The sequence below is a fragment of the Ensifer sp. genome, assembly GCF_035999135.1.
Classification (GTDB): Bacteria; Pseudomonadota; Alphaproteobacteria; order Rhizobiales; family Rhizobiaceae; genus Ensifer.
The window spans coordinates 1-13,431 of sequence record NZ_DASYGZ010000082.1; the positions used below are offsets into that span (position 1 = coordinate 1).

General features: G+C 63.4%; 10 protein-coding genes and 1 pseudogene. 7 read left to right on the plus strand and 4 right to left on the minus strand.

Going from position 1 to position 13,431, the window contains the following annotated elements; genetic code table 11:
• Nucleotides 1-249 (minus strand): annotated as a pseudogene (locus tag VGO12_RS09350) (hypothetical protein); the annotation flags it as partial.
• Nucleotides 250-305: 56 nt separating this feature from the next.
• On the opposite strand from VGO12_RS09350, the gene hslV reads away from it, so the two are divergent.
• The 5 genes from hslV (at nt 306) to VGO12_RS09375 (ending at nt 5,288) form a co-directional block, all read left to right on the plus strand.
• Nucleotides 306-863 carry an ATP-dependent protease subunit HslV gene (gene hslV, locus VGO12_RS09355; protein ID WP_051659613.1) on the plus strand — a complete coding sequence of 186 codons (558 nt, stop codon included), beginning with the start codon at nt 306-308 and terminating at the stop codon, nt 861-863.
• Nucleotides 853-1,377, plus strand: coding sequence for a GNAT family N-acetyltransferase (locus VGO12_RS09360; RefSeq protein WP_327512465.1), 525 nt, complete (start codon nt 853-855; stop codon nt 1,375-1,377). The genes hslV and VGO12_RS09360 overlap by 11 nt, the downstream gene beginning before the upstream one ends.
• On the plus strand, nt 1,374-2,678 hold the full coding sequence (hslU, locus tag VGO12_RS09365) for an ATP-dependent protease ATPase subunit HslU (protein ID WP_327512466.1): 1,305 nt from the start codon (nt 1,374-1,376) through the stop codon (nt 2,676-2,678). The genes VGO12_RS09360 and hslU overlap by 4 nt, the downstream gene beginning before the upstream one ends.
• A gap of 197 nt (nt 2,679-2,875) precedes the next feature.
• On the plus strand, nt 2,876-3,820 hold the full coding sequence (locus VGO12_RS09370) for a DUF1402 family protein (protein WP_327512467.1): 945 nt from the start codon (nt 2,876-2,878) through the stop codon (nt 3,818-3,820).
• Between the two features lie 73 nt (nt 3,821-3,893).
• The gene (locus tag VGO12_RS09375; RefSeq protein ID WP_327512468.1) at nt 3,894-5,288 is read left to right on the plus strand and encodes a cytochrome P450; all 1,395 of its coding nucleotides are present in this window, start codon (nt 3,894-3,896) and stop codon (nt 5,286-5,288) included.
• Here the strand turns inward: VGO12_RS09375 and VGO12_RS09380 are convergent.
• Nucleotides 5,242-5,871, minus strand: coding sequence for a hypothetical protein (locus tag VGO12_RS09380; protein WP_327512469.1), 630 nt, complete (start codon nt 5,869-5,871; stop codon nt 5,242-5,244). The genes VGO12_RS09375 and VGO12_RS09380 overlap by 47 nt on opposite strands.
• Nucleotides 5,872-6,022: 151 nt before the next feature.
• Here VGO12_RS09380 and VGO12_RS09385 point away from each other — a divergent pair, with 151 nt between their 5' ends.
• Both VGO12_RS09385 and VGO12_RS09390 read left to right on the plus strand, forming a co-directional pair.
• Entirely contained in the window at nt 6,023-8,023 is a 2,001-nt protein-coding gene (locus tag VGO12_RS09385; RefSeq protein WP_327512470.1) for a hydantoinase/oxoprolinase family protein, read from the plus strand.
• A gap of 203 nt (nt 8,024-8,226) precedes the next feature.
• Nucleotides 8,227-10,398 carry a malate synthase G gene (locus VGO12_RS09390; RefSeq protein WP_327512471.1) on the plus strand — a complete coding sequence of 724 codons (2,172 nt, stop codon included), beginning with the start codon at nt 8,227-8,229 and terminating at the stop codon, nt 10,396-10,398.
• A 113-nt stretch (nt 10,399-10,511) separates the two neighbouring features.
• Here VGO12_RS09390 and VGO12_RS09395 read toward each other — a convergent pair whose 3' ends face one another.
• Nucleotides 10,512-12,437, minus strand: coding sequence for a HAMP domain-containing methyl-accepting chemotaxis protein (locus VGO12_RS09395; RefSeq protein ID WP_327512472.1), 1,926 nt, complete (start codon nt 12,435-12,437; stop codon nt 10,512-10,514).
• A gap of 273 nt (nt 12,438-12,710) precedes the next feature.
• Nucleotides 12,711-13,400, minus strand: a complete 690-nt coding sequence (locus VGO12_RS09400; RefSeq protein ID WP_327512473.1) for a L,D-transpeptidase — start codon at nt 13,398-13,400, stop codon at nt 12,711-12,713.
• Between the last annotated feature and the right edge of the window lie 31 nt (nt 13,401-13,431).

Consider the following 13,431-nt stretch of genomic DNA (forward strand, 5'->3'; position numbering starts at 1 on the left):
GATGTTGACCGATACGGACACTGCGGTTTCGTTGGTCTTTCGCGAAACCTCTGCAGTGCGGCTGGACGTGGCTTCTGCCATCGGGCTCTCCTCAAGTGGCTGACGCGGCTCCTTATCAGGCAAAAGCTGAAATATCCAGAAGCGAGCGTCGATTCGAATCGCATGACGCCGGGCCCCGAACGAAGATTGCGCGGTGAACCAGTTGCCAATTGCAAATGTGTCTGCCGTACTTACATAGGCCTCAAGCAACCAGGCTCGGCTGCGAGCCGCAACGCCCCGCGTATCGGGGGCCGACAGGTACCTTCATGAGTGAACACAATCCCTACGGAACGATGCATGCGACGACCATCATCACGGTGCGCAAGGATGGCAAGGTGGTGATGGCCGGTGACGGCCAGGTGAGCCTCGGCCAGACCGTGATGAAGAGCAACGCGCGCAAGGTGCGCCGTCTTGCCAAGGGCGACGTCATCGCCGGCTTTGCCGGCGCGACCGCCGATGCCTTCACGCTTCTGGAAAGGCTCGAGGCCAAGCTCGAGCAATACCCTGACCAGCTGATGCGCGCGGCCGTCGAGCTCGCCAAGGACTGGCGCACCAACAAGTATCTGCGCAATCTCGAAGCGATGATGCTCGTCGCCGACAAGTCGATCACGCTGGCGATCACCGGCAATGGCGACGTTCTGGAACCCGAACACGGCACGATCGCCATCGGTTCGGGCGGCAACTACGCCTTTGCCGCGGCCCGCGCCCTGATGGACAGCGACAAGTCCGCCGAAGACATTGCCCGGCGCGCGCTGCAGATCGCCGGCGACATCTGCGTCTACACCAACCACAATATCGTCGTGGAGACGCTGGATGCCCAATGAGCCCGTGCATGTCAGCTTCGTGCCGGTGGTCGACGATCACCTGCCGCTGCTGCATGCCTGGCTGAGTGAACCGCATGTGCGGCAATGGTGGGGCGAACCCGACAAGGAAGTGAAGCTGATCCGCGAAGGCTGCGCGGCCGGAGAAGTGGAAGGCTTCATCTTCCACGTCTCAGGCGAGCCGGTGGGCTATATCCAGTCCTGGATGCCCTACCAGTATCCGGACGAGGAGCCCTGGGCGAAGGATCTGCCGGCCGATGTGCCCGGTGTCGACATCTTCGTCGGCCCCGCGGAAATGACGGGCAGGGGCGTTGCCTCGCTGGCGCTTCGGGCTTTCGCCGAACGGCTGTTTGCCGCCGGCGCGCCGCGGATCGTGATCGACCCCGACGCCGGCAATCGCCGCGCTGTCAGCGCTTACACCAAGGCCGGCTTCGTGCCCTATGCAGAATGGATTGACGCATCCGGTCGCACGCTCCTGATGGAGCTGACGCGGATCGAGTTTGAGAGGATTACATGAGTACGTTTTCACCCAGAGAAATCGTGTCGGAGCTCGACCGTTTCATCATCGGCCAGAACGACGCCAAGCGCGCCGTGGCGATCGCGCTGCGCAACCGCTGGCGTCGCCAGCAGCTCGGCGACGAGCTGCGCGACGAGGTGATGCCGAAGAACATCCTGATGATCGGCCCGACCGGCGTGGGCAAGACCGAGATTTCCAGGCGTCTCGCCAAGCTCGCCGGCGCTCCTTTCGTCAAGGTCGAGGCGACCAAGTTCACCGAGGTCGGGTATGTCGGCCGCGATGTCGAGCAGATCATCCGCGACCTCGTCGAGGTCGGCATCGGTCTCGTGCGCGAAAAGCGCCGGGTCGAAGTCAAGGCCAAGGCGCACCAGAATGCCGAGGAGCGGGTGCTCGACGCGCTGGTCGGTGCCACCGCATCACCGGCGACCCGCGACAGTTTCCGCAAGAAGCTGCGCGCCAACGAGCTCGACGAGAAGGAGATCGAGGTCGATCTCGCCGAGACCGGTTCGCAGGGTGGTTTCGAGATCCCGGGCATGCCGGGCGCCAATATCGGTGTCCTGAACCTCTCGGAGATGTTCGGCAAGGCGATGGGCGGTCGTACCAAGAAGGTCAAGACGACGGTCAAGGCCTCCTATGAACTCTTGATCAACGACGAGTCCGACAAGCTGCTCGACAACGAGCAGATCCAGCGCGAAGCCGTGAAGGCCGTCGAAGACGACGGCATCGTCTTCCTCGACGAGATCGACAAGATCGCCTCGCGGGAAGGCGGCATGGGGGCCGGTGTGTCGCGCGAGGGCGTGCAGCGCGACCTGCTACCGCTCGTCGAAGGCACAACGGTTGCGACCAAGTATGGGCCGGTCAAGACCGACCATGTCCTCTTCATCGCATCGGGCGCCTTCCATGTGGCCAAGCCCTCGGACCTCCTGCCGGAATTGCAGGGCCGCCTGCCGATCCGCGTCGAGCTTCGCGCGCTCACCAAGGAAGACTTCCGCCGCATCCTGACGGAAACCGAGGCAAGCCTCATCCGCCAGTACAAGGCGCTTCTGGAAACGGAAGAGGTCAAGCTCGACTTCACCGATGACGCGATCGACGCGCTTGCCGACGTCGCCGTGCAGCTGAACGCCAGCGTCGAAAACATCGGTGCCCGCCGGCTGCAGACGGTGATGGAGCGGGTGCTCGACGAGATCTCTTTCAATGCACCGGATAAGGCCGGCCATGAAGTGACGATCGATGCCGAATACGTGCGCAAGCATGTCGGCGACATCGCCGCCAACACCGACTTGTCGCGCTATATTTTGTGACATTTCGGTCGGTGCGGGCAGTTCAGCGTCGGCAACCCTCAAGCAGCGGGCCGCCTGTCTCTCGACAGGCGGCCTTAATTTTTCTAACACGATCGCTGAGGAGTGATCGTGGTCCGGGCATTTTTCCGACATGATCTTGGCGTAGGAGCCGCCCCGCCGACCTAGGCCGCCTCCATCAGACATAGGAAGAAGAGATCGTGCGTTTTACCGCCTGCATGCTCGCTATCGCCACGTTTTGCCTGACCGCAAGCCAGACATTCGCCGCGACCGACGTCCCGCCGGGCAACCGCAACGTCGAGCAGCCGGCGATCCCCGGCGCTTCCGTGCGCCGCACCAAGGCCGGCCGCACCTCCTTTGACGCCAAGTTCGAAAAGGTCCGCGACCTGCTCGCAACCGACAAGCAGCTGATCAGCAAGATCAAGTCGGTGTCGCGTGCCTATGGCATCGCCCCGATCCACATGGTCGGCGCCATCGTCGGCGAGCACACCTACAATGTCGACGCCTATGACCGGCTGCAGTCCTACTACGTCAAGGCGGCGGCCTACGCCGGCAACAGCTTCCAGTTCGGCTATGACGGCGAGACGGTCGCCGAATTCGTCGCCCGGCCGCAGTTTTCCGAATGCGGCGCCAAGAAGGGCGCCTATGCGCTCTGGAGCTGCCGCGAGCGCGTCTGGGACAATGACTTCCGCGCCAAGTCGGTCGGCGGCAAGTCTTATCCCAACAACCGCTTCAGCGCCGTGTTCTTCCAACCGTTCTTCGCCGGACAGACCTTCGGTCTCGGCCAGATCAACCCACTGACGGCGCTGATGCTGACCGACATCGTCGCAAAGACCTCGGGCTACGAGCGCCTCGACGAGAACAACGCCGCCGGCGTCTATGAAGCGATCATGGACCCGGATGTCTCGCTGGCCTACATGGCCGCCTCGATCCGCCATTCGATCGACGCCTACAAGTCGATCGCCGGCGTCGACATTTCCACCAACCCCGGCGTGACCGCGACGCTCTATAATGTTGGCAACCCGGATGGCCGGGCTGCAGCCCTTGCTGCCAGGATCCAGGCCGGTCAGGCACAGTGGCCCGAGGAAAACTATTACGGCTGGCTCGTCAACGACAAGCTTTCGGAGCTCGAAAACCTCTTGTGATTCACGTGAAGCACTTTCCTTGATTGCGCCCTAAAAACCTGAAAACATGGGGCAATCGAGAAAGGCAATCACCATGGACATGCGTCCGGAGCCGTTCGAGCCGCCGGCTCCCATTCCTCGCACAGGCATCCCCTCCTACCTGAAGATCATCAGGACGGTGCTGCGCAATCCGCTCGAATTGTGGGGCGAGCCGTCCTACACCTTGCCCTGGATCGAAACGAAGTTCGTCACCCAGCGCACCCTGATCGTCAACGATCCCGGCCTGATACGTCATATCCTCGTCGACAATGTGGGCAACTACGAGATGTCGAAGGTTCGCCGGCTGATCCTGAGACCGATCCTGCGCGACGGTCTCCTGACGGCGGAAGGCGAAGTCTGGAAGCGTTCGCGCAAAGCCATGGCGCCGGTGTTCACGCCGCGCCACGCCAAGGGCTTTGCCGGACAGATGCTGCACAGCTCGCAAGCGTTCGTGGAGCGCTATGCCGACGCCAAGAAAGCCCCGTTCACCACCAATGTCGCCAACGACATGACGGAGCTCACCTTCGACATCCTGGCCGAAACGCTGTTTTCCGGCGAGGTCGCCGTCGAACGGGACGGCTTCGTCCAGAGCGTTGAGGAACTGCTGCACCGCATGGGGCGGGTCGATCCGATGGACATCCTGCTTGCGCCCGAGTGGGTGCCGCGCCCGACCCGGATCGGCGGCAGAAAGGTGATGAACCGCTTCCGCTCGATCGTTTCCGAGACCATGGCGCTCCGCCGCCGCAAGATGGCTGAAGATCCCAAGGGTACGCCGCAGGATTTTCTGACCTTGCTTCTGGAGATCGAGGGCAGCCAGGGCCTGTCGACTTCTGAGATCGAGGACAACATCCTGACCTTCATTGGCGCCGGTCACGAGACGACGGCACGGGCCCTTGCCTGGACGCTCTACTGTGTCGCCAACACGCCCGCCTATCGCGAAAAGATGGAGGCGGAGATCGATGCCGCCATCGCCAGCGGCGCCGAGCCGGTCGAATGGCTCGGACTGATGCCGCATGTGCTGGCCGCCTTCGAGGAGGCGATGCGGCTCTATCCGCCGGCGCCCTCGATCAACCGCGCCGCGATCGAGGAAGACGAATGGACGTCGCCCACCGGACAGAAGGTGCGCATCCCCAAGGGCATCGCGGTCCTGATCATGCCCTGGACGCTCCATCGCCATGTTCTCTACTGGGAGAAGCCCCGCGCTTTCGTGCCCGAGCGGTTCCTGCCGGAAAACCGCGAGAAGCTGCATCGCTACCAGTATCTGCCCTTCGGTGCCGGCCCGCGTGTCTGCATCGGCGCCACCTTCGCCTTGCAGGAGGCAGTGATCGCGCTTGCCGTCATGATGCATCGCTACCGCTTCGATCCGACCGAGGAAACCAGGCCCTGGCCAGTGCAACGGCTCACTACTCAACCGCGGGGCGGGTTGCCGATGAGGGTGTCGGCTCGCTGAAGGTCTTGCCGGGGATCGGCGACTGAACCGCGCGCACCGGAGAATCCGCCGGCTTTGGCTGCTGCAACAGCTTCGATGGCTTCTTGATCGTCTTGATCTGGGCGCAGGTCGCGTCGCCGGCGTCATCACAGGGCTTGTAGACGACGATCTCGCTGCCGGCCCCATCGTCCCAGACCGCTTGGATCGTCAGCGTCTTGGCCGCGTTCGCCGGCAAGGAAATATAGACATACTCGGCCGTATCGTCGCCCGGCAGGTTGAACGGCAGCTGCGGATTGCACTTGGCGAGCGGAAAGCGCTTGTCGAGCGCATCCGAATTGATCGAATAGCGGATTTCCGATAGCCGGCAATGCATCGTCTGCAATGCGGTGAAATAGATCAGCTGGCGGTCGTCATAATTTCGGAACTGAATCCAGCCGGTCTGCTTGTTGGCGTCGAGCATCGCCTTGTAGATGGCGACTTCGGGCAGTTGCGGCTTGTATTCCTCTTCCTCGGCGTCCTGGGCGTAGGGCAAGCCCGCTGAGAGTGAGAGAATACCCGCTGTTAACAGCGAGACGACGAGCAACGGACGGCGGTGTTCGAGCATGCGATGGACCCCTGCCATTCTCACTGGTGTCGCTGAACTCATCGTCAATGTCTGCGACACGATGGTTTTCTGTCGAAATATGTCATATCACCGCATCGATCCCCATTGAACCCGGGGCCCCACGCCCCGCGCGAATTCCGGACTGCGCGAATTGACCTCCCATTTTCTTCTCGGCATCGACACCGGCGGCACCTACACCGACGCCGTTCTCTTCTCGGAAACGCAAGGCGTCGTCGCCAAGGCCAAGGCGCTGACGACCCGCCATGACCTTGCGGTCGGCATTTCCGGCGCGGTCGAAGCCGTGCTTGATCAGGCGAAGGTGCCGGTATCGGCGATCAGCATGGTTTCGCTGTCGACGACGCTTGCCACCAATGCCCTTGTCGAAGGACAGGGCGGGCGCGCCGGTCTGGTCATGATCGGCTTCGGGCCTGAGGATCTGAAACGCGACGGCTTGCTGGAAGCGTTGGGGTCCGATCCGGTGATTTTCCTGCCTGGCGGCCACAATGTGCATGGCGGCGAGACGCCGCTCGACATGAGCGAACTCGACGCCGCCCTGCCGGTGCTTTCCGGTCAGGTTTCGTCCTTCGCCATCGCCGGCTATTTCGCCGTTCGGAACCCGGATCACGAAAAGCGAGTGCGCGATCGCATTCGGGAAGTCTCGCACCTCCCGGTCACCTGCAGCCACGAACTGTCCTCCAAGCTCGGAGGGCCACGCCGTGCTCTGACGACGCTGCTCAACGCCCGCCTCGTCTCGATGATCGACCGGCTGATTGGCTCCTGCGAGGGCTTCCTCAAGGCACGCGGCATCGATGTCCCGATGATGGTGGTGCGTGGTGACGGTGCGCTGATCTCGGCCGAGGAGGCGCGGTTGCGCCCGATCGAAACCATTCTGTCCGGCCCCGCGGCAAGCCTCGTCGGTGCTCGGCACCTGACCAGCCTCGACAATGCTGTGGTCTCCGATATCGGCGGGACCACGACGGATGTCGCGGTCCTCGACGGCGGCCGCCCGCGTCTCGACGCCGAAGGGGCTGTCGTCGGTGGCTTCCGCACGATGGTGGAAGCGGTGGCGATGCGAACCTATGGCCTCGGTGGTGATTCGGAAGTGCGCATCAACGACCGCGGCCTGAAGGCCAAGCTCGATCTGGGGCCGCGCCGGCTGATGCCGCTCAGCCTGGCGGCCGCGCTGCACGGCGATGCCGTGCTGTCCGTTCTCGAAAAGCAGATGCGGGCGCAGCACCGCGGGCGCCACGACGGCCGGCTCGCGGTGCGTACCGGCCTGCCGGACCATCTTGCAAGCGGCCTGCAGCCGCAGGAACTGGCGCTCTATGAGCGAGTCGGCAACGTGCCGGTCGCGCTCGAAACTCTGCTGGTCTCGACGCCGCAGAAGGCGACCCTCGACCGGCTCGTCGCACGCGGCCTCGTGCATATCTGCGGCCTGACGCCGTCCGACGCCATGCACGTGCTCGGCCGGCAGTCGCAATGGAATCTTGAGGCGGCGCGCCTCGGCATCGAGCTTGCCGCCCGCATGCGCGATGGCTCCGGCCAGCCGATCGCTTCCTCGCCGGAACGGATGGCCGACATGATCGTCGATCGGCTGACGCGGCAATCCTGCGAGGTCATTCTGCAGGCCTGTCTCGGCGAGGATGGGGCGACGATCGATCCGGCCGCCTCGCAGGCCGTCGAACGGGCGCTCACCCGCACACCGGGCATTGTCCGGTTCTCCCTGGCGCTCGATCGGCCACTCGTTGGCCTCGGCGCCTCGGCCCCGGTTTATTACCCCGCTATAGCAGAGATGCTCGGAACAGACGCCGCCATTCCCGAAGAAGCCGGTGTCGCCAATGCCGTCGGCGCCGTCGTCGGTCAGGTCCGGGCGACAGTCACCGTTTTCGTGACCATGCCGGAGGAAGGCATATTCGTCGTCAATGGCGCCGGGGTGAGCGAACGCTTCCTGGATCAGGAGCGAGCTTTCGACATCGCGCGCCGGCGGGCCGAAGCCATGGCGCTCGAAGCGGCGCGCACGAACGGAGCCGAAGATCCGGCGTCATTGTTGCGTGAGGAAATCGACGCACCGGAAGTGGAAGGCAGCCGCAAGCTGATCGAGGCCCGGTTCATCGCGTCGGCCAGCGGCCGTCCACGCATCGCCCATCACTGATCTTTTCGTTTTCGGAAACAATTCTTCGCATCCTTGCAGAATTGACAGGGAATGAATTGGTGAGAAACTGCCGCCGTTTCGCGCGTGCATTGTGCGTGTTCCGGCCTAAGGTCGGATCGACGCACAAAATCAAAATGTTGGAGCGTTTTCCGGGTTCGTAGGGATCGGTGGCGCTCCTGTTGTCTATTTCAAGGAGTTGGCAGATGGACCGCATTGAGACGTATGGTTTGAAGATTGATGCGGGTCTCCACCGGTTTCTGGTGGACGAGGCCATGCCGGGCACGGGTGTCGATGCGGAACACTTCTTCAGAGAGCTTTCCGCGCTCGTGCACGATCTCGCGCCGAAGAACCGGGCGCTGCTTGCCAAGCGCGACGATCTCCAGGCCAGGCTGGACGCCTGGTACAAGCAGAATGGCGCTCCCGTTGACATCGACGCCTATCAGGTCTTCCTGCGCGAAATCGGTTACCTCCTGCCGGAAGGCGGCGAATTCAGCGTCTCCACCGCCAATGTCGATCCGGAGATCGCGACGATCGCCGGCCCCCAGCTCGTCGTGCCCGTCATGAATGCGCGCTATGCACTCAACGCCGCCAATGCGCGCTGGGGTTCGCTCTATGACGCGCTCTATGGCACAGATGCGATTTCCGATGCCGATGGCGCCGAAAAGGGCCGCGGCTACAATCCCAAGCGTGGCGCCAAGGTCATCGCCTGGGCCCGCGATTTCCTCGACGCCAGCGCACCGCTGGAAATAGGGAATTGGGCCGATGTCACGTCGCTGAAGGTTGCCGGCGGAACGCTGGCGATCGGGCTCAAGGACGGATCCGACACCACCCTGCGCAACGCCTCCCAATTCGCCGGCTATTCCGGTTCTGAAGGCGGGCGCTCGGAGATCGTCCTCAGGCACAACAATCTGCACGCGATCATCGTTCTCGACGCTTCGACGCCGATCGGAAAGGAAGATCCGGCCGGGATTTCCGACGTCATTCTCGAATCGGCGATCACCACGATCATGGACTGCGAGGACTCGGTCGCGGCCGTCGACGCCGAGGACAAGGTCCTCGTCTACCGCAACTGGCTGGGCCTGATGAGAGGCGACCTCACCGAAGAGGTCGCCAAGGGTGGCAAGACCTTCACGCGACGCCTCAATGCCGATCGCAGCTACACCGCAGCCGCCGGCGGCACCCTGTCGCTTCCGGGCCGTTCGCTGATGCTGGTGCGCAACGTCGGCCATCTCATGACGAATCCGGCTATCCTTGACCGCGACGGCAACGAAGTCCCTGAGGGAATCATGGACGCGATGGTGACGGCGCTGATCGCCCTGCACGACATCGGCAACGGCGGTCGCCGCATGAACTCCCGCGAGGGTTCGATGTATGTCGTCAAGCCGAAGATGCATGGCCCCGAGGAAGTTGCCTTCGCCAGCGAGATTTTTGCCCGCGCAGAAAAGGCGCTCGGCATGCCCGCCAACACCATGAAGATGGGCATCATGGACGAGGAACGCCGCACCACGGTCAACCTCAAGGAATGCATCCGTGCTGCCCGCGAGCGGGTCGTCTTCATCAACACCGGCTTCCTCGACCGCACCGGCGACGAGATGCACACCTCCATGGAAGCCGGCCCGATGATCCGCAAGGGCGACATGAAGCAGGCGGCCTGGATCGGCGCCTACGAGAACTGGAACGTCGACATCGGCCTTGAATGCGGCCTTTCCGGCCACGCCCAGATCGGCAAGGGCATGTGGGCGATGCCTGACCTGATGGCGGCGATGCTCGAACAGAAGATCGCCCACCCGAAGGCCGGCGCCAACACCGCCTGGGTCCCATCGCCGACGGCCGCCACGCTGCATGCGACGCACTACCACCGCGTCAATGTCGCAGACGTCCAGGCGAGCCTGAAGAGCCGCACCCGCGCCAAGCTCTCCGATATTTTGTCGGTGCCGGTCGCGGTTCGTCCGAACTGGACGCCGGAGGAAATCCAGCGCGAACTCGACAACAACGCCCAAGGCATCCTCGGCTACGTCGTGCGCTGGGTCGACCAGGGCGTCGGCTGCTCGAAGGTACCGGACATCAACAATGTCGGCCTGATGGAAGACCGCGCGACGCTGCGCATCTCCGCCCAGCATATGGCCAACTGGCTGCACCATGGCGTCGTCACCGAAGCTCAGGTCATCGAGACGATGAAGCGCATGGCTGCCGTCGTCGACGGACAGAACGCCGGCGATCCGCTCTATGTCGCGATGGCCGGCAATTTCGACGGTTCGATCGCCTTCCAGGCGGCCGTCGAGCTTGTCCTGAAGGGCCGCGAGCAGCCGAACGGCTACACCGAGCCGGTCCTGCACCGTCGCCGTCTCGAGCTGAAGGCGCGCGAAGCCGCCTGATCAGCCGCGGCTGCGTGAAGATGATGCTGAGCCCGTGCGTTCGATCGAACGCACGGGCTCAGTCGTTTCCGAGGGACGTCTTGTCCTTGGGCGCGATCGCCGCCTGAGTCGGCCTAGAATTCCGCCCAGCCGTCGGTCGCCAGCGCAGCGTTGCCCTGCGTTGCGTAGGCCGGTCGTCGGGTCGCCTGGGCTGCAGGACGGCCACGATCCTGCGCCATTGCGGCTGCCTGTCCCGGCGCCCTCGATCCACTCTTCACCTCCGCCGCACCCGCGAGGCTGAAGCGGCCGATGAGGTCGCGGAGGTTCGTGCCTTCCTGCGCCAGCGTGGCGGAAGCGGCGTTGGCTTCCTCGACCATCGCTGCGTTCCTCTGCGTCACCTGGTCCATCTGGTTGACGGCCGTATTGACTTCGCTGAGACCCACAGATTGTTCGCGGGCGGAGGTGGCGATCGCCGCCATGTGATCGTTGATGGTGATGACATGCGCCTCGATCGTCTGCAGCGCCGCGCCGGTGTCGCGCACCAGGCGCACGCCGTTTTCGACCTCCTGGCTCGAAGTGCGGATCAACTCCTTGATTTCCTTGGCCGCCTTGGCCGAGCGCTGGGCGAGTTCGCGCACTTCCTGGGCGACGACGGCAAAACCCTTGCCCGCTTCGCCGGCCCGGGCCGCCTCGACGCCCGCGTTCAACGCCAGAAGGTTGGTCTGGAAGGCGATTTCGTCGATCACGCCGATAATGCTGGAGATCTGGCTCGACGATTCTTCTATCCGCCGCATGGCCTCCACGGCATTGGCAACGACGACCGAAGATTGGGCGGCGCTGGTCTTGGCCTCGCCCGCGACGTCGCGCGCCTCCTCGGTCCGCTTGGAGGAATTGCTGACATTGGCGGTGATCTGATCGAGTGCGGCCGCCGTCTCCTCGAGCGAAGCGGCCTGCTGCTCCGTGCGCTTGGACAGGTCGTCGGCGCTCTGGCTGATCTCGCGTGTCCCCATGCCGATGTTGTGGGCGCTGTCGGCAACGGCGAGAAGCGCGTCGTTCAATTGCCCGGCCGCCTTGTTGAGGTCGTGGCGCAATTGCTCGAACTCTGCCGAGAAGGGTTCGTCGAGCCGTATGGCCAGATCGCCACTGGCCAGTCGCTGCAGTCCTCCGGCGAGCCCGGCGGTCGCCTGCGTCAATTTCTGCTGGGCGGCCCGCTCGGCCTCGAGCTGAACGCGGACGCGTTCCGCCTCGCTGTTGCGGCGGTTCTCGTCCGCTTCGGCCTGCAGCCGAAGGTTCGACCGCGCCGCCTCGCGGAAGGACTGGATGGCGCGGGCCATCTCGGCGATCTCGTCCTTGCCGGTCACCGGCGCGTCGCGCTCCTCGATGTGGCCGTCGATCAGCTTGCGCATGGCGGCGATCTGGCGGCCGAGTGGACCGACGACCCCGCGCAGCACCAGGAGGAAGGTGCCGGCGGCCAGGGCCATGACGACGGCGATGATGGCGATATTGACCCTCTGCACCGCCTCGAACTCGTGGTGCTTGGCCTCAAAGGTCCCCCCGGAAAGCTCGACCTGCAGGTCGGAGATTTTCGAGATCGTCTCCGTCAGCGGGTCGATCGTTGCGTAAAGCTTTTCGCGCACGAAGGCATCGAGCGCCTTCTGGTCCTTGGCGGAAAGGATCTGCGTCAGCGTCACGATCGAATCCATCGCAACGATCATCTGGCTTCGGGCATCGTCGACGAGGCGCCGCTCCGCGTCGGTCATGCTGGTCGCCACATAGGCATCCCAGTTGGTCCTGATCGCCTTTTGCGCTGTCTCAACCGAGGCGAGACCGCCCTCCATCGTCTCGTTGCCATTGCGCACCTTGTGGGCGGCATCGACGATCGAGACGGCAAAGGCGTCGGATGTCGCCTTGAGGTTTTTCAAGGGCACGATGCGATCGGCATAGACCGCGTCCATCGTATCGCTGGTTTCCGACAGCAGCGCATGGCTGTGAACGGCGATGCCGATCGCAATAATGGATAGCAGCGCAATTGCGCCGACGAGCTTGGTCTTGATCAGCATGCCAGTCCCCTCCCGAAGCGAGATTTCTTGGGCACACTGTTCGTTTCATTTAGATAACGCTTACTTAATAAGCGTTTGAATTTAAGTCGAAATCGAACTTTCTCGCTCCGAATCGCCGGTCGGCCGCGACCCAGATTTGAGTGCAATTGCGAACAACAACTTTGCGTCGCCGGGCGGTCTGGTGTGTCTCCGGCAAAAGAACAATCGGTGGTAGGCGCCAACAAAAAAGCCGCCGAAAGGATCGGCGGCCTGATCGGTGTCGAAGTGGCTCGATTACTGCTGAACGACGACGCGGGCGCTCTTGCCGGGGCGAACGCGCGAGTAAAGGTCGATGATGTCCTGATTGATCAGGCGGATGCAGCCCGACGAGGCGGCCGTACCGATCGACGACCATTCGGGCGTACCGTGCAGGCGGAACAGTGTGTCCTTGCCAGCATCGTTGAAGAGATAGAGCGCACGGGCGCCGAGCGGGTTCTTCAGGCCGGGGCCCATGCCTTCCTCGACATACTTGGCGACTTCGGGCTTGCGCTCGGCCATTTCCTTCGGCGGATGCCACATCGGCCATTCCTGTTTCCAGGCAATGTAGGCCTCGCCTTCCCAGGCAAAGCCGGCCTTGCCGACGCCGATGCCGTAGCGCACCGCCTTGCCGCCTGGCAGCACGTAATAAAGGAAGCGATTCGGCGTGTTGACGACGATCGTCCCCGGACGCTCCTTGGTGTCGTAGTCGACGATCTGGCGATGGTAGCGGTTGTCGACCTTGTTGATCGGGATCGCCGGCAGGGCATAGCCGTGATCCTCAACCGCGCCATAATCGCCCGTGAAGATCTGGTTGGTGGCGACCTGAACGGCCACCGGAGCGGGTTCGTTGGCAGCGGTCTCGGGTTTGGACGATGTCGTCGAGCAGCCGGCAACAGCGAGTGTCGCCGCGAGGCTGCACAAGAGGAAGGCATTGCGGAAGCGCATGGGTGTCTCTTAAAAAGAAGCAAAGAAAAAC